This is a genomic window from Neolewinella litorea (assembly GCF_004803465.1).
GTDB classification, from domain to species: domain Bacteria; phylum Bacteroidota; class Bacteroidia; order Chitinophagales; family Saprospiraceae; genus Neolewinella; species Neolewinella litorea.
The window spans coordinates 20,571-36,212 of sequence record NZ_SRSF01000011.1 but is presented as its reverse complement, the minus strand read 5'-3'; the positions used below and the strand labels follow the sequence as shown (position 1 = coordinate 36,212).

The window sequence follows — 15,642 nt, the reverse complement described above, 5'->3', positions numbered from 1 at the left end:
GCTGGGAATCAAAAACTCACTCTTTCGGGATGAGCACGTAGCCCGTCTGGGCCAGGTCGCCGAAGTCGTCGTAGGTCATCGTGATGTAACCGCCGTTGCCCCAGTTGCGGCCCAGGGAACTGCGCAATTCGAAGGTTTCCCGCTCGCCGTCGTAGCCGATGACCGTCAGGAAGTGGGTCTCCGTGATGGGGCCCGAGGGCTCGTATCCGCTGCCCTTCAGGTTGCTGAAGGTGTTGTCGGTTGCCATCTCAACGATGACGGGGTTGCCGCGACTGAGGGCCTTGCGGGTCTCGAATATGCGGTTGCGCGCCTTGGTCTCCGGCCGGAAGAGGTAGCCGAAGTTATTGATGCCGAAGCGGGCCACCGAGTAGACCGAATTGGGGATCGTATTGCTGTTATAGGGCACGATGGCGGCTGAGACCGTGCCGGAGTTCATGAGGAGACCGAGGCCGTCGACGAGGTTCGGGCGGGTACCGGCGTTGGCCAGGCTCATGGAGATGTAGTCGGGACTCAGGTTGTCCTTGAAGTTGCTGTTCAGGTTCACGTAGTATTCCAGGGCATCGGCCAGGGCGTAGGCCCATTCCATACCCATTTGCGGTACCTGGCGGATGGGCATCATGTAGGGCTTGATGTTTTGCCGCAGGAGGTCTTCCCGCGCCGAGCTGCCGATGCCGGGGATGTAGTACATCATCTGGTCGATGACGGCCAGGTCGCTCAGTCCCTGCAGCTTCTCGGCGCTCTTGGCCGTCCCGTAGGGCTGCTGGGCGCGTACGCCGGTGCAAAGGAATACCAGTAAAAGCAAGGAAAGGAGGTATCGGTACATAGTGATCGTAGTATCTGAAAGTGACTGCACAACTTGTAACGTCAAAGGTAAAGACTCGCGTATCTAACAGGTCGAGGCCTTGCAGGCCGAGTTGTCGGGGCCTGTTTCGGATGTTACGTGTTGTGCTCGACCCATAGGGTTGCGACCGTAAATGAGTCGAGGCCTAACAGGCCGAGTTAGTGAATACCGCTGCGGAGTCTTCGTATTGGGCTCGACCCACAGGGTGTCGATCATAAGGGGTCGACGCCTTACAGGCCGAGAGGTTAGGTGTTGTTGCGAATTTTCCGTGCTTGCCTTATCAATATCACCTAGCCACCAAGATTTACTATCACGAGGGTTTCATAAATTTGTAAAAACTACATATTGTTTTAAATTAAGGCCGAATTACTTTTACTATTGAGTTATGCACCCATCACCTTTATTAGCTACTATAACCGACCGCGATCGCGGCAACATTTCTCATTTCTGGCTAGGTCATCGTCCTGTGCACATCACCTATCGTTTGCATGGCAGCATTCCACGGGTTGAACTATTACGGATTGCGCAGCACAGAACGGAAGCACTATTGGCCCGCGATAAGAGAATGGAAAAAGTGTCTTCGCGGTATCATGCTGAAGCACTTGCTCAGGAAACGCACCGTATCAGTAGCCACGTGGAACTTGAACTGGAAGCGGCCCTCCACCGGGGTAGCCAAGGGCCATTTCACCTGGAGCAGACCGAATTGCGCAACATCGTGCTCGACTCCTGGAAATTCCTTCAGAAAGAAATTGAGGTTTATGCGGTATGTGTGATGTCCAACCACGTACATGCAGTTGTGGGCGCACCTCCCAGTTCCCATTCGATAGACCTGGGTAGGCTTATGGATCGACACAAGTCCCACACCGCAAGGCACTGCAACCGGATTTTAGGGGCGACCGGACAACCTTTTTGGGCCACAAACTACTTCGACCGTACCGTCCGCGACGGCAAGTTCTTAACCGTGATGTGGTACGTACTGAATAATCCGGTCAAAAGTGGATTGGTCACATCCTGGGAAGCCTGGCCCGGTACTTATCTGAACTCGCGTTATTTGGCCCATTTCGTTTGAGGTCGAGGCCTTGCAGGCCGAGTGGTTAGATCCGGCTGCGGAGTCTAGGTTTGTGCTCGACCCATAGGGTCTCGACCAGAAACGGGCCGAGGCCTTACAGGCCGAGTGTTTAGGTATTGTTGCGGAGTTTACTTGTGGAGCTCGACCCAAAGGGTCTCGACCAAAAATGGGTCGACGCCTTGCAGACCGAGTGGTTGAGTCCGGCTGCGGATTCTACGTGTTGTGCTCGACCCACAGGGTCTCGACCTTTGAAACTCTACCCACAGGGTATCGGCGATGCACGCCTCAGCTGCGGCCGGTTCCGTACTATTGTCCGCAATACCTTTTAGATGAAATGGTAAGAATTGCTCCCACCCCCTCCGGATTTCTCCACCTCGGCAACGCGGCCAACTTCGCGGCCAATGCCTTGTTGGCCGACGGTGGCCGGTTGCTCTTGCGGATCGATGACCTGGACCGGGCGCGGTTCCGGCCCGAGTACCTGCAGGATGTGTTTGACGTGCTGGAGTGGCTGCAGATCACCTGGACCGACGGGCCGCGGGATGCGGTGGACTTTGCAGCCCACTGGTCACAGGAACACCGCATGCCGCTCTACCATGAAGCACTTGATCGCCTGGCCGGATCAGAACGAGTTTTTGCCTGCCCCTGTTCCCGCCGGGAATTGGCGGAGGGAACCCACCAACACGGATGCCTGACCCAAAAAGTGGCACTGAATTCGCATGGCATTGCCTGGCGCATGGATACCCGCGGAACCGCCCTACACGACACTATCCCCTGGTTCGCGGTGCGGAAGAAAGACGGTAGGCCCAGCTACCAGCTGGCCTGCACGGTGGACGACCAACATTTTGGGATTACGGCCTGCGCCCGGGGGGCCGACCTGCTGGCGAGTACGGAAGCACAGGCCCTGGTATCGGACTTGCTGGGCTACCCGCCGCTGCGGGAACGCATCCGCTTCGTCCACCATCCATTGTTGACCGATGGGGGAGAGAAGATATCGAAAAGCCAGGGAGCGCGTAGCGTCCGCGATTGGGGGGTAAGCCCGGAGGAGGTGTTCCACATCGCGCGGGAGTGGATCGCTGCCGCTACACCTTGATGCCGTCCACCTTACGTACCTCCTTGATCACCCGCACGGCGTGCTTGTTGGGGCGGATGGGGAAGCCCCGGCGCTCGGCCCACACGAAGGTGAACTCCGCGCCAAGGAACAAAATGAGACTGTTGTAGTAGGTCCAGACCAGCAAGGTGACCAGGGCCCCGGCCGCACCGTATGTGCTGCTGAAGTTGGAATTGCCGATGTACAGGCCGATCAGGTAACGCCCCAGGCCGAAGAGTAAAGCCGTGAAGATGGCCCCCGCCCAGATGTCTTTCCACCGGGCCCGGGCGTCGGGGAGGTAGCGGAAGAGCAGCGCGAAGATGACCGCGGTCACCGCCGTGCCAATCAACCAGGTAGCGGACGCCAGGACCGCTGGCCCGAGGGCGGGAAGCATACTGGCGAGCTGATCGATGAAACCAATAACGAGGGTGTTCACGATGAGGGTGATCATCAACAGAAAGCCCAAGCCGATCACGAAACTGAAGCTGAGCAGACGGGTCAGCAGGAAGCCTATGATGTTATTGGTGGGGCGCGCCTCGATCTCCCAGATCTTGTTGAGGCTCATTTTTAGCGTCGCGAAAACCGTGGAGGCCGTGAAGAGCAGGGTAGCCACACCGATCACGGTGGCCAGCACGCTGTCGCCAGTAGAATAAGCGTTGCTTACGATCTCCTGCAGGGTGCTGGCCGCATCCGGGCCGAGTAAACCCTCCAGTTCTCCGTACAGGCGACCGGTTACGGCCTTCTCTCCTACGAAGTAGCTGGCAACCGCGATCGCCACCACGAGCAGGGGCGCAAAGCTGAAGACAGTGTAGTAAGCCAGCGCCGCCCCAAGTGTGAAGGCGTCGTCTCCCCCGTAATTGTTGAACAGTTCTTTTGTAAAAGATAGGGTACGCTGGAAAAAATTCTTTCGGGCCACTAAACGCTGATTTCTTGTTACAAAGCAGTTGGGCCCGATAGTGTTCGACCCATCGATTTACGTATTTTGCCCGCCACCCTAACCATATGGAACGTCCTACTTTTCCCGCCCGGCCCGATCACGACCTCGCCCGCGAAAGCGCGGCAGCGCCCCCCCCGGAACCCCTGCGGTCGGTTGCCGGCTACCCTCCTTATCTGCGCGGCCCCTACGCCAGTATGTACGTGGGCCGGCCCTGGACCATCCGACAGTACGCCGGCTTCAGTACCGCCGCCGAATCGAATGCCTTCTACCGCCGCAACCTGGCCGCCGGGCAGCGGGGGCTGTCCGTAGCCTTCGATTTGGCTACCCACCGGGGGTACGACAGCGACCACGAGCGGGTGCGCGGTGATGTCGGCAAGGCCGGCGTAGCGATCGATACGGTGGAAGATATGGAGCGCCTCTTCGACCAGATCCCGCTGGAAAAAATGTCCGTCAGCATGACCATGAACGGGGCTGTATTACCCATTATGGCCTTCTACATCGTGGCGGCCGAGCGGCAGGGGGTGGCTCCGGAACGGCTGTCCGGCACCATCCAAAACGATATCCTGAAGGAGTTCATGGTGCGGAACACCTACATCTATCCGCCCGCCCCTAGCATGCGCATCGTCTCGGACATCTTCGCTTACACGGCGGCCCATATGCCGCGCTTCAACAGCATCAGCATCAGCGGTTACCACATGCACGAGGCCGGCGCGCCGGCGGAGGTGGAGCTGGCCTATACCCTGGCGGACGGACTCGCTTACGTGCGGGCCGGGGTAGCGGCCGGACTGGATGTCGACGACTTCGCACCCCGCCTCAGCTTTTTCTGGGGCATCGGAATGAAGCACTTCACGGAAATCGCCAAACTGCGGGCGGGCCGGCAGCTATGGGTCGAACTGATGGCCGATTTTAATCCCCGGAACCCTAAAAGCTCCATGCTGCGCACGCACTGCCAGACGAGCGGGTACAGTCTCACGGAGCAGGACCCTTACAACAACGTGGCTCGCACGGCCATCGAGGCCCTGGCCGCCGTATTCGGAGGGACCCAGAGCCTGCACACCAATGCTCTGGACGAGGCCATCGCTCTGCCCACCGACTACAGCGCCAAAATTGCCCGGGATACCCAGCTCTACCTGCAGCGGGAACTGAGCATCGTGCAGGCCGTCGACCCCTGGGGCGGGAGCTACGATCTCGAACGCGAAACCCAGCGGCTGATTCAGGAAGCCCGCAAACTTATGGCCGAAGTGGAGGAGGCGGGTGGCATGGTCCAGGCCATCGAGTCCGGACTGCCCAAACTGCGCATTGAGGAGGCCTCGGCCGTCAAGCAGGCGGCCATCGACTCCGGCCGGGAGCAGATCGTAGGGGTAAACGTGTTTCGCAACAATCAGGGGGCGGATTTCGACCTGCTGGAGGTGGACAACGACCGGGTCAGGCAGGAACAACTGGCTCAGATCGAACGCCTCAAGCGTTCCCGCGATCAGGCCGCCGTCACTGCGGCTCTCGAAGCGCTCACCCGGGCGGCGCGGGGAGAGGAAAACTTGCTTTCAATGGCCGTTGAGGCGGCGCGCGCAGGTGCCACGCTCGGGGAGATCAGCCAGGCATTGGAGGAGGTATTCGGGCGCTACCGGGCTACGAATCAGCTTATCAGTGGAGTTTATGCCGGACACGCGGCGGGCGAGAAGCTGCAGCAGGTGCGGGCGCTGTCCGATCAGTTTTACTCAGCTCACGGGCGCAGACCGCGCATTCTCATTGCCAAGTTGGGGCAGGACGGCCACGACCGGGGCGCAAAGGTCATCGCGTCGGGCTTTGCCGATCTTGGCTTTGACGTCGACGTGGGCCCCCTGTTCCAGACCCCCGCCGAAGCGGCCCGACAGGCAGTGGAGAACGATGTGCATCTGTTGGGCATCAGTTCGCTTGCCGCCGGCCATAAAACGCTAGTACCTGAGGTCATCGCCGCTCTGGCTGAGCAGGATGCCGCGGATATCCGGGTGATCGTGGGCGGAGTCATTCCTCCGGCCGATTACCAGTATCTCTATGATAGAGGGGTGGTCGGGGTATTTGGGCCAGGCACGAACATCGCCTCCGCCGCGGAAGAGATTCTCCGGATGATGCTGGGGGAGGAGGTGAAATCGTAGCGTGGGGCTGGCAGACGTCCGACGTGTCAGTCCTGCTGAATTGACAGACGTCGGACGTCTGTCATATTGACAGCCTAGCATTTACTGAAGATTGAATCCAAGTACGCCGTGATATTGTACTTTCAATAGCCAAATACGCTCAAAAACGTCCGACGTCTGTCATATTGGCGCAACTGCCACGTCCGACGTTTCTCAGCTGCCCAGGCTCCGTATCCGATAGAATTCCAGCAGCCGATTCGAAGTCCGGTGCGGATAAAACCGCGGCTCCACCCCCCATTCGTTGATGTGGATACCCGGCTCGTCGCGTTCATCAACGTATTTGCCCAACTTTTCGGGGTCCAGGTGGTCGGGCAGACTGGCCAGGATGCGCTCGCGGGCCACGGTCCATTCTTCCCCCAGCTGACTGCGGATGATGCGTATGAAATCCCGGTCTTCTTCGGTGTATTGTTGCATGATAGGGGGGTTAGTCTCCGATGGAAGGGCAAACGTAGTCCGGGATAATACCCGAAGCTTCGATCTCAAGTTCGGCGCTTTCCGGGCGGGTATTACCGCTGAGGACCAGGGCCGTAGCCATCCCGTAGGTGTTGCCGCCTAGAATATCCGTGTGCAGGGTGTCTCCGACCATTAGGATGTCACCGGGGCATACGTCCGGCAAGTCCTGCGCCACGCTGTCGAGGCCCATCTGGAACATCTGCGTGGCCGGCTTGCCGAATTTGACAAATTTGCGGCCCAGGACATACTCCGCCAGCCGCGCCACGCTGCCGGTGGCCAGCGCCACGTCGTTGGCGGTAGTGGGGTAGAGCAGGTCCGTGTTGGCCACCACCACCGGTACGCGGCAGCGCCGCAGGATGTTGATGAGCAGGTTAATGTCGACGTTCATATCGTAGCCCTCGTCGTCGAGGAAGGCCACGGCGCCGATTTCGTCGAGGCGATCAAAGTCGACCTGCGAAATGGGGATCGCCTCCAGGCCGGCACCAATGATGTACTCCGCCGAAGTGGCCGTGCCCAGGTAGGCCACCTTGCCGTGCTTCACCTTTTGCTCGAGGAAGTGACGGGTAGTGGCCCCACTGGTGATGATCTCCTCAGCGGGAATGTTCTTCATGCCGTAGTAGGCCAGCCGGTCGGCCGCCATGGCCGGACTGCGCGCGGCGTTGTTGGTCAGGACCCGGATGTGCTTGCCGGCCTCCCGCAGGCGGTTGACGGTCTCGACCGCGCCGGGGATCAGTCCGCGGTGGTTGCGCAGCACCCCGTAGCTGTCGAAGAAAATAACGGGGTAGGCGTCGGCGATCGATGCGAATCGGCTGATGGTAAAATTGGAACTCATAGCTTGAGGGCCCGGAGGATTTTGTCGGTCGATAGTTTATCTTCCAGCGTGGGAAGGTGGACTTCCAGCGCGTCGTGGGAAAGTTTCTTGGCGAAGGAGGGGCGGAAAAAGTACTGCCCGAGGCGCAGGACGTAGTTGAGGAGGAAGAAGCGGTAAGACTCCTTGATGAAGAGCACTTCTGGCCGGGTCAGGGGGAAGATCTCGTGGTAGGCCTGTAAGAATAGCAAAAAGCGGTCCTCCGTCAGCCGGTCCGCCTCGTAGGTGAAGGCCGTCCGGTCGCCCACTTCGCTTACCACGCGACTGAGAAAGTAAAAGTCCGTCACGCGAGTTGATACCCGGAACCAGTCGTAGTCCCACCGACTGGCCAACCGGCCGTTCTGGTCCACGCTGAAGTTCCCGATGTTCCAGTCCACGAATACCGGAATTTTCTTGAATCCGTACACATTGATGCGGAAGGTGTTTTCCAGGAACAACCGGCAGTGGTGGGCGATCAGTTCGTAGTAATCCGGATAGTCGGCCTTGGCAGAATTCAGCAGAGCGTTCACGTCGGTCGTCATGTCGCGGTCGCTGCGGGGCAGGGTGTTGGCCACCAGGGTACAGTCGCGGTGGAAGTAGGCCATCTCCCGACCCAGTTGCCGCACCTGGTCTTCGGTGAGGCGGCGGGGCGGATTCTCCTGGATCTGGATCGGGCGGTAGAAGATAATCCAGGCGTCCTGCTCCTCATCAATGTGGCGGTGGAAGAACAACTGGGTACCCTTCATCAGTCCCCGGCTAAGGAAGTTGGCGTAGCGCACCGGGAGGTTGTTGGCCAGCACGTTGATGATGGTATGGTCCTCGGCAAAGCCCTCAAAAGACCCGAAGTAGGTCACCTTCGCGATGAGCACGTTGCCGTCTTCCATGAGGAGCTTGAAGACGTGATTGGTCGACACCTGCGCACTGATGTCCTCGATGGATCGGATCGAACGGGTATGGTCGTAGGCCCTCCACGCGTAGCGCAGAATGTTCTCGTAGTTGGCCATGGAAGAGATACGCGACATGCGCCGAAGGTAGGGTACATCCCTAACAACTACCTTTGTGGAAGTTTCAACCCCGACGGCGCGAGCGCCGTTCCTTCTAAAAGTCCTGGATCGTGCGAGAAAATCCCTTACCCCTCCTGGTACTCTTTTTGGCCGTTGCGGCATTGCCCAGCCTGGCCAAAGCCCAACTATCCCCCCCAGCCCCGGCTACGGTGACGGAGGTAGAGTATGAAGATTACGCCAAATTGAAACGGGTGCGGGCCCGTCTCAACCACGGTCCTCACCGCAAGAACCCCCTTGCAGCCGGCCGGTTGCGCGTGATCAACCGTACGAAAGCGGCCACCACTCCGGCCCGCCGACCCCTGCCCCGCACCCGCGGCCACCGGAGCAATTCCACCTTCACCGCGCTGCATTACGAACGGCGGGAGGCAAAAGCGCGCACTACCGGGCCCCGTTACAAGAACCGCCGACCCACGCCCAGCGCCGCCGCCGGCGGGGAGGGCTGACCGGCCGCCATCAAGCCAATTCAAAATAGCGCCGACGCTCCCAGTCGGTGACCGCCCCGAGGTACTGCTCCCATTCCCATAGCCGGGTTTTTACGAAATGATCGCGGAATCCAGTACCCAGGATCGTGGCGGCTTCGCCACTACCCTGTAGGGCACCCGCGGCCGCGCCCAAATGCTTTGGCAGCGACTCACCGATCGATTGCTCGTAGGCGCTTCCCACTACCGGCGGCTGATCAAGCGACCACCCCTGTTCGATGCCGTAAAGTCCGGCGGCCAAAGCACCGGCGATAGCGAGGTAAGGGTTGGCGTCGGCCCCTGGCACCCGGGTCTCCAGGCGCGTAGAGGTGGGGCCTTCCGGGATCACCCGCAGGGCCACGGTCCGGTTGTCGATGCCCCAATTGGCGCGGGTAGCCGCCCAGGAGCCGGCCACGTAGCGCTTGTAGCTGTTGACGTTGGGAGCGAAGAGCGGCATCAGCACCGGCAGCAGACGCAGTTGCCCGGCCAGGTACGACTCAAAAGTGCGACTCATGCCGTGGCGCCCATCCGGATCGGCGAAGACGTTGGTGTCGCCCTGCCAGAGCGACTGATGCAGGTGACCGCCGCAGCCCGGCAATGCCGCGGAAGGCTTGGCCATGAAACTGGCCACCAGCCCGTGCCCATAACTGATTTCCTTCACCGCCTGCTTGAACAGGATGGCCTGATCGGCCGCCTCGAGCGCGTCCCGATAGGTGATGGCCGCTTCCAGTACCCCCGGACCGGTCTCGGTGTGCAAGCCTTCCAGGTGGATGCCGAAAGCTGCCAGTTGATCGAAGAGATCCCCCATCAGGTCGCCGCGCTGCGCGGTGCGCAGTCCGGAATAGCCTAACATACCGGGCGACAGGGGGGTAGGGGAGCGGAAGTCCTTTTCGGCCAGGCTGAGGGGCGTCTCACGGTAGCTGAACCACTCGTACTCCGGGCCGAAGCGGGGGGTGAAACCCATTGCTTCGGCCCGGGCCACGATCCGCCGGAGCAGCGAACGCGGGCAGGCCGTGCCGGCTACCGAGTCGTCGGTGTAGAAGTCGGCCAGAAAAAAGGGAATGTTGCCCTCCCAGGGCAACGTGCGGCCGCTCTCGGCCACGATGCTGGCCCGCGCGTCGGCGAACCCGGGGTCGGCCACGGCGTTTTTGTAGGGCACGTCCTGGCTGTCCCAGCCGAAGATCACGTTGCAGAACCCGAAGCCGTTTTCCCGGGCGGAACCAAACTTGTCGCGGGAAACGTACTTCGCCCGCAGTACCCCATCGACGTCGGTGGCTGCGATCTTAACGCGGAGGGCGGGGTTGTCCCCGAACAGGTCAGGCTGTGTTTGCATTTGGACAAAACTAGCGGAATTATCGAGTTCCGCCCGGCACCTAATCCGACCCCATGCCCGCCGAGAAGCCATTTCCCATCCAACACTACGTTTACGGTCTGTCCGCACTGCTCTTCCTCGGTGCCATAGTGAGCTACTTTGCCGTGCCCGCTTTCCAGGCGGAGGTGCAGCAAGCCTACGAGGTGCTGAGCAGCGGCGATAAACCCCGGATTACGGAGTACGTCCGGCATTTTGGCTTCTGGGGGCCGGTGGTGGTAATTTTGCTCATGACATTGCAGATGTTCCTGATCGTCGTGCCCTCCTGGCTGCTGATGATCATTGCCATACTGGCCTATGGCGGCTGGTGGGGCGGATTGCTATCGGTGACCGCAGTGACGATCGCCTCCACCGTCGGTTACGGTGTGGGGAAGGCCCTCAGCCGCGCAGCCCTGACCAATCTCGTAGGCCGGCGCACGGAGGCCAAACTCGAAAATACCGTAAATGAATACGGAACCGGTGCCATCGTACTCTTCCGGCTGGCACCTTTCCTAAGCAACGACGCCATCAGTTTCGTGGCCGGAATGCTCAAGATGGGCTACTGGCGCTTCATCCTGGCCACCCTGGCCGGCATTGTACCGCTGACCGTGTTGCTGGCTTTCTTCAGCCGCGACATCCAGCAGTTGAAAAGCATCCTGATGTGGGTGGGCGGCGGTGGCCTGGCCCTCTACCTGATCTACCTGGCTGTACAGTACTTCCGCAGCAAGTAGTTGCGCCTATTCTTCCGGCCGTAGGTCAAAACGCCGGCGCAGTTCGTCCAGGGCCGGGTTCTTTTCCCGCATTTTCAGGTATTTGTCTTTGGCGGTGAGCCGCTTTTTGACCTTAGTCTGTACGGGCTTCAGGCTTTCGTCGTGCTCCAGGATCATGACCAGGTTGGGCCGCTCGAAGGTCTTGCGCAGGTGGGCGATGAGGGATTCGTCGTCGCGTAGGGAAGCAATGGCGCGCGCCGATCCTACCTTGACCACCACCTCCTCTTCGCCGCGGACGAGCGGCAGGGCCTGTTTCAGGAAAACGGCCAGCGTGGTCCCTTTTTGCTCGGCCAGGAAGGCATCCCAGGCGCCGCGCAGTTGCTCGTCGTCGAGTTCGGGCAGTTCGTCGGAGGGCAGTTCGTGGTCGGTCTCTTCCTCCGCTTCGGCGATCATGCTGTTGAGGTCGACGCTGGCAAAGGAGGCCGGGCCGGGTGCGGAAGGCGGCGCAGCCGTCGGACTTACGGGCGGTTTTTCGGCGAGCTCAACGGGTTCGTCTTCCGGCTCAGGACTTTTTTTTTCCGCTACGGGCGCGGGTGCTACTTCGACCGTGGGCGCGGGCGCGGGTGCCGTGGCGGGTTCCGCGGGGGCCAGGCTTAGGGGTTCTTGCCGGAAAGCACGGCGGATGGTGACCATGCGCATGAGGCTCATCTCTACGTGCAGTCGCTTGTTCCGCGCCAGGCGGAAGCCGAGGTCGCATTCATTGGCAATGTCGAGGGCCGTGAGCAGCAGATCGGCCGGAGCGATACCCGCTTGCTGGTGGTAGCGCTGGCGGAGGCGTTCGCCCACTTCGAGCAATTGCAGGGTGGAGGCATCCTTGCACACCAGCAGGTCGCGCAGGTGGGCGGCCAGACCGTTCAGGAAGAGGTCCTCGTCAAAACCCCGCCGCAGTACCTCGTCGAAGAGCAGCAGCATACCGGCCCGGTCTTCGGTGAGGAGGTAATCAACGGCCCGGAAAAAGTAGTCGTAGTCGAGTACGTTGAGGTTCTCGATCACGGCCTCGTAGCGGATGGTGTCCCCGCTGAAACTCACGATCCGGTCGAAGATTGACAGCGCGTCCCGCAGGGCCCCGTCGGCCTTCTGAGCGATGATGTGCAATGCCTCTTCGTCGGCGGTGATGCCCTCCTGCCGGCAGATGCCCTGCAGGTGCTCGATGATGTCGTTGGGCTGAATGCGCTTGAAATCGAAGATCTGGCAGCGCGACAGGATAGTGGGGATGATCTTGTGCTTCTCCGTCGTAGCCAGGATAAAAATGGCGTAGGGCGGCGGCTCCTCCAGGGTTTTGAGGAAGGCGTTGAAGGCCTGCTGCGAGAGCATGTGCACCTCGTCGATGATGAACACCTTGTAGGCCCCCTGCTGCGGCTGGAAGCGGACCTGCTCAGTAAGGGCCCGGATGTGGTCGACGGAGTTGTTGCTGGCCGCATCGAGCTCGGTGATGTTGAGGCTGGCGTTGTTGTTGAAAGAAACGCAGCTCGGGCAGGTGTTGCAGGGCTCGTAGTCGGCCGTGCGCTGTTCACAGTTAAGCACTTTGGCCAGGATCCGGGCGGAGGTCGTTTTGCCTACCCCCCGCGGCCCGCAAAACAGGAAAGCGTGGGCGAGGTGATCCGTCTGCAGCGCATTCTTCAGGGTCTGCGACACGTGCCGCTGGCCGATCACTTCGTCGAAGCGGACGGGACGGTACTTACGGGCGGAAACGACGAAGTTGCTCATTGGGGCGAAGATAGGAATAAGTGGGGCGGCCCGTGGGGGGAAAAGGCGTTGCGTTGGCCGTCCGACCGGGGGTAGGAACGATGGTTGTGGCTACCGTTCAATCATTTCCCGGGAGACGATCTCACCGGCCCGCGTATAGACCGAATCGATCCAGGCCGGTTCCTGCCGGATGATCCACATGATGCTGTCGAATTCCCGGCGGGTGAAGCCGTGATCGGCCAGTACGGAATCATAGTAGACGGCCTGCATGGAGTCGCGGACCAGCACGGGCACTTCCGCCACGAGCGCCTCGGCGAGCTGCAGGTCTCCGATGACCCGACCGAAGCGGGCGGTATCAACGGGCGGTGGCCCGGGGTTCATCTCGGCGCAGCCCAGCAGTAGGAGGGTCATCGATACCGTGGCCAGGCGTGCCCTCATATCTTCTGTTTGGGGTAATAGTAGGCGGTGCGCTTGGCGCGGGCCATTTCCCAGTCGGACCAACTTTTGACGTCGAGTTCACTGCCTACGATACCGCAAGTGGGTACGTTGCCGATGTAGTCGTCGTGGCGCAGGTGGTTAGCGGCTTCGGTGTAGCCCGGATTGTGACCGAAGATCAGGACGGTGTTCCAGGATTCAGGCAGGTTGCGGACGCACTTTTCGATCGTCCTGGGGCCGGCGTGGTAGAGTTTTTTCTCCTTCAGGATCTGGTCCTTACCCAGTCCGAACGCTTCGGCGAATGCCTTGGCGGTTTGCCGGGTGCGCTTGGCGCTGGAAGTGAGAATTCCGTCCACCTTCAGGCCCGACTTGGCGAGGCGTGCGGCCATGGCCGGTGCATCGCGGCGGCCGCGGGAATTGAGGGGACGGTCGTGATCTTTGAGGTTCGGGTCCGCCCAACTGCTTTTGGCGTGGCGAACGAGGTAGACTTGCTTCACGTTGCTTGATTGATCCGTTGCTTTACCGGGACTTAACGCGTAGTTAAGGCCAAAGCCACATACGCGGCCTACTTTTACACCTTATATAACCTTACACGCAATGAATGGTACCCCGGCGAAGATACTCCTGGTAGACGACGAACCGGATATTTTGGAGATCCTCGAATTCAACCTCCGCAAGGAAGGCTTCGAGGTAGAGACGGCCGGCAACGGGGAAGACGGCCTGGCCCGCGCCCGGGAGTTTCGCCCTGACCTCATCGTCCTGGATATCATGATGCCGATCATGGACGGCGTGGAGGTCTGCCGGCAGTTGCGGGCCGATAGCTCCTTCGACAATACCGTGATCACCTTCCTGACGGCCCGCGAGGAGGACTACAGCCAGATTGCCGCCCTCGATACCGGCGGCGACGACTACATCACCAAGCCCATCCGTCCGCGCGTGCTCATCAGTCGTGTCAAGGCCCTGCTCCGGCGCAACGTCCGGCAGGAAGAGGAGGAAAGCGAAAGCTCCATCCTGATCGGCGACCTGGAGATCGACCTCGAGCAGATATTGGTGCGCCGGGGCGACGAGCGCATCGAACTGGCTAAGAAGGAGTTTGACCTGCTAACCCTGCTGGCCTCCAAGCCCGGCAAGGTGTTCAGCCGCGAAGAGATCTTCAACAAAGTATGGGGTACGGACGTCATTGTAGGTAACCGGACCATCGACGTGCACATCCGCAAACTGCGGGAAAAACTCGGCGACCACTACATCAAAACGATAAAGGGTATCGGTTACAAGTTCGAGTTCTAGTATGCTCAAGAACAGTACCCCCCGGGAAATTTCCATCCGCACGGCGCTCTTCATCTCGCTGGCGGCGGAGGGAGCCTTGCTGCTCGTGCTGGCCCTGCCCACCGTGGCTTTCAGCTGGTGGCTGCCACTCCTGATGGGCCCGGCCATATTTGCCATCAGCTACTTTATCGTGTTGGTCACGCTGGACCGCTATATCTACCGGAAGGTCAAGCTCATTTACAAGACCATCCACAGCCAGAAGGTCAGTACCGACATGAAGCGCGAGGGCATCGACCCCGACCAGCCTATCATTGACGACGTGGAGCAGGAAGTGGCCGAATGGGCCGAGAACCAGCAGGAACAACTCGACCAATACGAGCGGTTCGCTGAGTACCGTCGCCGCTACGTGGGCGACATCAGCCACGAACTCAAGACGCCCATCTTCAACATCCAGGGTTACCTGCATACCCTGATGGACCACGGCTACGACGACAAGAAGATCACCAAGTCTTTCATCAAGAAAGCTGCCAAAAACGTCGAGCGCCTGCAAACGATCGTGGAGGACCTCAGTGCCATCAGCCGACTGGAGAGCGGCGACCTCATGTTCGACCCCGAACCCTTCAACATCAAGGATCTGGCCCAGGAAGTCATTGAGGAACTCGACCTCAAGAGCCGCCAGGCGGGCATCACCCTCGGGTTCAAGCCGGGGGCCGACGGCGGCTTCATGGTCAGCGCCGACCGCGAGAGCATCCGGCAGGTGCTGGTCAATCTCGTATCCAATTCCATCAAGTACGGCAACAGCGGCGGTGCCACGCGATTCGGCTTTTACGATATGGAAACCTACATCCTCTGCGAAGTGGCCGACAATGGGATTGGGATACCGGAAAAACACCTGCCCCACGTCTTCGACCGCTTTTACCGCGTAGACAAAAGCCGCAGCCGGCAGAAAGGGGGTAGTGGTCTCGGACTTTCTATCGTGAAGCACATCATGGAAGCTCACCAGCAGACCATCAACGTCCGCAGCACGCCGGGGATGGGCAGCACCTTCGGAATTACGCTGGCCAAGGCCTAGACCTGATAACCGTTGGACGGTGGGCGCACCGTCCGCTCCAAACCCGTTGGACGGTACCCCCACCGTCCAACGGTTACACCCCCGGAGCAGGAAAAACTTGCAAATACGAAGCGCTTCGTATATATTTGTACGAAACGC

At 60.1% G+C, this 15,642-nt stretch carries 16 protein-coding genes; 7 read left to right on the top strand and 9 right to left on the bottom strand.

Going from position 1 to position 15,642, the window contains the following annotated elements; genetic code table 11:
• Positions 1-16: 16 nt before the first annotated feature.
• Entirely contained in the window at positions 17-823 is an 807-nt protein-coding gene (locus E4021_RS15950; protein ID WP_136460379.1) for a C1 family peptidase, read from the bottom strand.
• A 403-nt stretch (positions 824-1,226) separates the two neighbouring features.
• Between E4021_RS15950 and E4021_RS15945 the strand changes: the two genes are divergently transcribed.
• Complete coding sequence (locus E4021_RS15945) at positions 1,227-1,910, top strand: transposase (RefSeq protein ID WP_136460378.1); 684 nt, start codon at positions 1,227-1,229, stop codon at positions 1,908-1,910.
• 334 nt (positions 1,911-2,244) lie between these two features.
• Positions 2,245-3,000: a glutamate--tRNA ligase family protein gene (locus E4021_RS15940; protein WP_168797652.1), complete on the top strand. Its 756-nt coding sequence runs from the start codon at positions 2,245-2,247 to the stop codon at positions 2,998-3,000.
• Here E4021_RS15940 and E4021_RS15935 read toward each other — a convergent pair.
• Positions 2,990-3,913 (bottom strand): YihY/virulence factor BrkB family protein, encoded by a 924-nt coding sequence (locus E4021_RS15935; protein WP_168797651.1) that lies wholly within the window; start codon positions 3,911-3,913, stop codon positions 2,990-2,992. The genes E4021_RS15940 and E4021_RS15935 overlap by 11 nt on opposite strands.
• An 86-nt stretch (positions 3,914-3,999) precedes the next feature.
• Here E4021_RS15935 and scpA point away from each other — a divergent pair, with 86 nt between their 5' ends.
• A complete protein-coding gene (gene scpA / locus E4021_RS15930) occupies positions 4,000-6,066 on the top strand; it encodes a methylmalonyl-CoA mutase (protein WP_136460375.1) in 2,067 nt (688 codons plus the stop codon).
• Positions 6,067-6,258: 192 nt separating this feature from the next.
• Here the strand turns inward: scpA and E4021_RS15925 are convergent, their stop codons facing one another.
• The 3 genes from E4021_RS15925 to E4021_RS15915 are packed head-to-tail and all read right to left on the bottom strand — an operon-like array spanning position 6,259 to position 8,427.
• Positions 6,259-6,519, bottom strand: coding sequence for a hypothetical protein (locus E4021_RS15925; RefSeq protein ID WP_136460374.1), 261 nt, complete (start codon positions 6,517-6,519; stop codon positions 6,259-6,261).
• 10 nt (positions 6,520-6,529) lie between these two features.
• On the bottom strand, positions 6,530-7,390 hold the full coding sequence (locus tag E4021_RS15920; protein WP_136460373.1) for an HAD-IIA family hydrolase: 861 nt from the start codon (positions 7,388-7,390) through the stop codon (positions 6,530-6,532).
• On the bottom strand, positions 7,387-8,427 hold the full coding sequence (locus E4021_RS15915) for an aminoglycoside phosphotransferase/kinase family protein (RefSeq protein ID WP_246050315.1): 1,041 nt from the start codon (positions 8,425-8,427) through the stop codon (positions 7,387-7,389). Before E4021_RS15915 ends, E4021_RS15920 begins: the two co-directional genes overlap by 4 nt.
• A 92-nt stretch (positions 8,428-8,519) precedes the next feature.
• Here E4021_RS15915 and E4021_RS15910 point away from each other — a divergent pair, with 92 nt between their 5' ends.
• Entirely contained in the window at positions 8,520-8,912 is a 393-nt protein-coding gene (locus E4021_RS15910) for a hypothetical protein (RefSeq protein WP_136460372.1), read from the top strand.
• 10 nt (positions 8,913-8,922) lie between these two features.
• On the opposite strand, the gene E4021_RS15905 is transcribed toward E4021_RS15910, so the two are convergent.
• Positions 8,923-10,260 carry a glutamine synthetase family protein gene (locus E4021_RS15905; RefSeq protein WP_136460371.1) on the bottom strand — a complete coding sequence of 446 codons (1,338 nt, stop codon included), beginning with the start codon at positions 10,258-10,260 and terminating at the stop codon, positions 8,923-8,925.
• A 53-nt stretch (positions 10,261-10,313) separates the two neighbouring features.
• Here E4021_RS15905 and E4021_RS15900 point away from each other — a divergent pair, with 53 nt between their 5' ends.
• The gene (locus tag E4021_RS15900; protein WP_136460370.1) at positions 10,314-11,006 is read left to right on the top strand and encodes a TVP38/TMEM64 family protein; all 693 of its coding nucleotides are present in this window, start codon (positions 10,314-10,316) and stop codon (positions 11,004-11,006) included.
• 6 nt (positions 11,007-11,012) lie between these two features.
• Here the strand turns inward: E4021_RS15900 and dnaX are convergent, their stop codons facing one another.
• The 3 genes from dnaX to E4021_RS15885 all read right to left on the bottom strand — a co-directional run bounded on the left by dnaX (position 11,013) and on the right by E4021_RS15885 (position 13,663).
• Positions 11,013-12,752 (bottom strand): DNA polymerase III subunit gamma/tau, encoded by a 1,740-nt coding sequence (gene dnaX, locus E4021_RS15895; RefSeq protein ID WP_136460369.1) that lies wholly within the window; start codon positions 12,750-12,752, stop codon positions 11,013-11,015.
• Positions 12,753-12,842: 90 nt separating this feature from the next.
• Positions 12,843-13,169: a hypothetical protein gene (locus E4021_RS15890; protein WP_136460368.1), complete on the bottom strand. Its 327-nt coding sequence runs from the start codon at positions 13,167-13,169 to the stop codon at positions 12,843-12,845.
• Positions 13,166-13,663, bottom strand: a complete 498-nt coding sequence (locus tag E4021_RS15885) for a SixA phosphatase family protein (protein WP_136460367.1) — start codon at positions 13,661-13,663, stop codon at positions 13,166-13,168. The genes E4021_RS15890 and E4021_RS15885 overlap by 4 nt, the downstream gene beginning before the upstream one ends.
• Positions 13,664-13,763: 100 nt before the next feature.
• On the opposite strand from E4021_RS15885, the gene E4021_RS15880 reads away from it, so the two are divergent.
• Both E4021_RS15880 and E4021_RS15875 read left to right on the top strand, forming a co-directional pair.
• Positions 13,764-14,453, top strand: a complete 690-nt coding sequence (locus E4021_RS15880; RefSeq protein ID WP_136460366.1) for a response regulator transcription factor — start codon at positions 13,764-13,766, stop codon at positions 14,451-14,453.
• A 1-nt stretch (position 14,454) separates the two neighbouring features.
• The gene (locus E4021_RS15875) at positions 14,455-15,504 is read left to right on the top strand and encodes a sensor histidine kinase (protein WP_136460365.1); all 1,050 of its coding nucleotides are present in this window, start codon (positions 14,455-14,457) and stop codon (positions 15,502-15,504) included.
• Positions 15,505-15,642: the final 138 nt, after the last annotated feature.

Excerpts from the sequence above, each read along its gene's own strand:
- E4021_RS15905 (WP_136460371.1), bottom strand. The coding sequence starts at position 10,260 with ATGCAAACACAGCCTGACCTGTTCGGGGACAACCCCGCCCTCCGCGTT.
- E4021_RS15915 (WP_246050315.1), bottom strand. The coding sequence starts at position 8,427 with ATGTCGCGTATCTCTTCCATGGCCAACTACGAGAACATTCTGCGCTAC.
- E4021_RS15950 (WP_136460379.1), bottom strand. The coding sequence starts at position 823 with ATGTACCGATACCTCCTTTCCTTGCTTTTACTGGTATTCCTTTGCACC.
- E4021_RS15940 (WP_168797652.1), top strand. The coding sequence starts at position 2,245 with ATGGTAAGAATTGCTCCCACCCCCTCCGGATTTCTCCACCTCGGCAAC.
- E4021_RS15880 (WP_136460366.1), top strand. The coding sequence starts at position 13,764 with ATGAATGGTACCCCGGCGAAGATACTCCTGGTAGACGACGAACCGGAT.
- dnaX (WP_136460369.1), bottom strand. The coding sequence starts at position 12,752 with ATGAGCAACTTCGTCGTTTCCGCCCGTAAGTACCGTCCCGTCCGCTTC.
- E4021_RS15925 (WP_136460374.1), bottom strand. The coding sequence starts at position 6,519 with ATGCAACAATACACCGAAGAAGACCGGGATTTCATACGCATCATCCGC.
- E4021_RS15900 (WP_136460370.1), top strand. The coding sequence starts at position 10,314 with ATGCCCGCCGAGAAGCCATTTCCCATCCAACACTACGTTTACGGTCTG.
- E4021_RS15890 (WP_136460368.1), bottom strand. The coding sequence starts at position 13,169 with ATGAGGGCACGCCTGGCCACGGTATCGATGACCCTCCTACTGCTGGGC.
- E4021_RS15945 (WP_136460378.1), top strand. The coding sequence starts at position 1,227 with ATGCACCCATCACCTTTATTAGCTACTATAACCGACCGCGATCGCGGC.
- E4021_RS15920 (WP_136460373.1), bottom strand. The coding sequence starts at position 7,390 with ATGAGTTCCAATTTTACCATCAGCCGATTCGCATCGATCGCCGACGCC.
- scpA (WP_136460375.1), top strand. The coding sequence starts at position 4,000 with ATGGAACGTCCTACTTTTCCCGCCCGGCCCGATCACGACCTCGCCCGC.
- E4021_RS15875 (WP_136460365.1), top strand. The coding sequence starts at position 14,455 with ATGCTCAAGAACAGTACCCCCCGGGAAATTTCCATCCGCACGGCGCTC.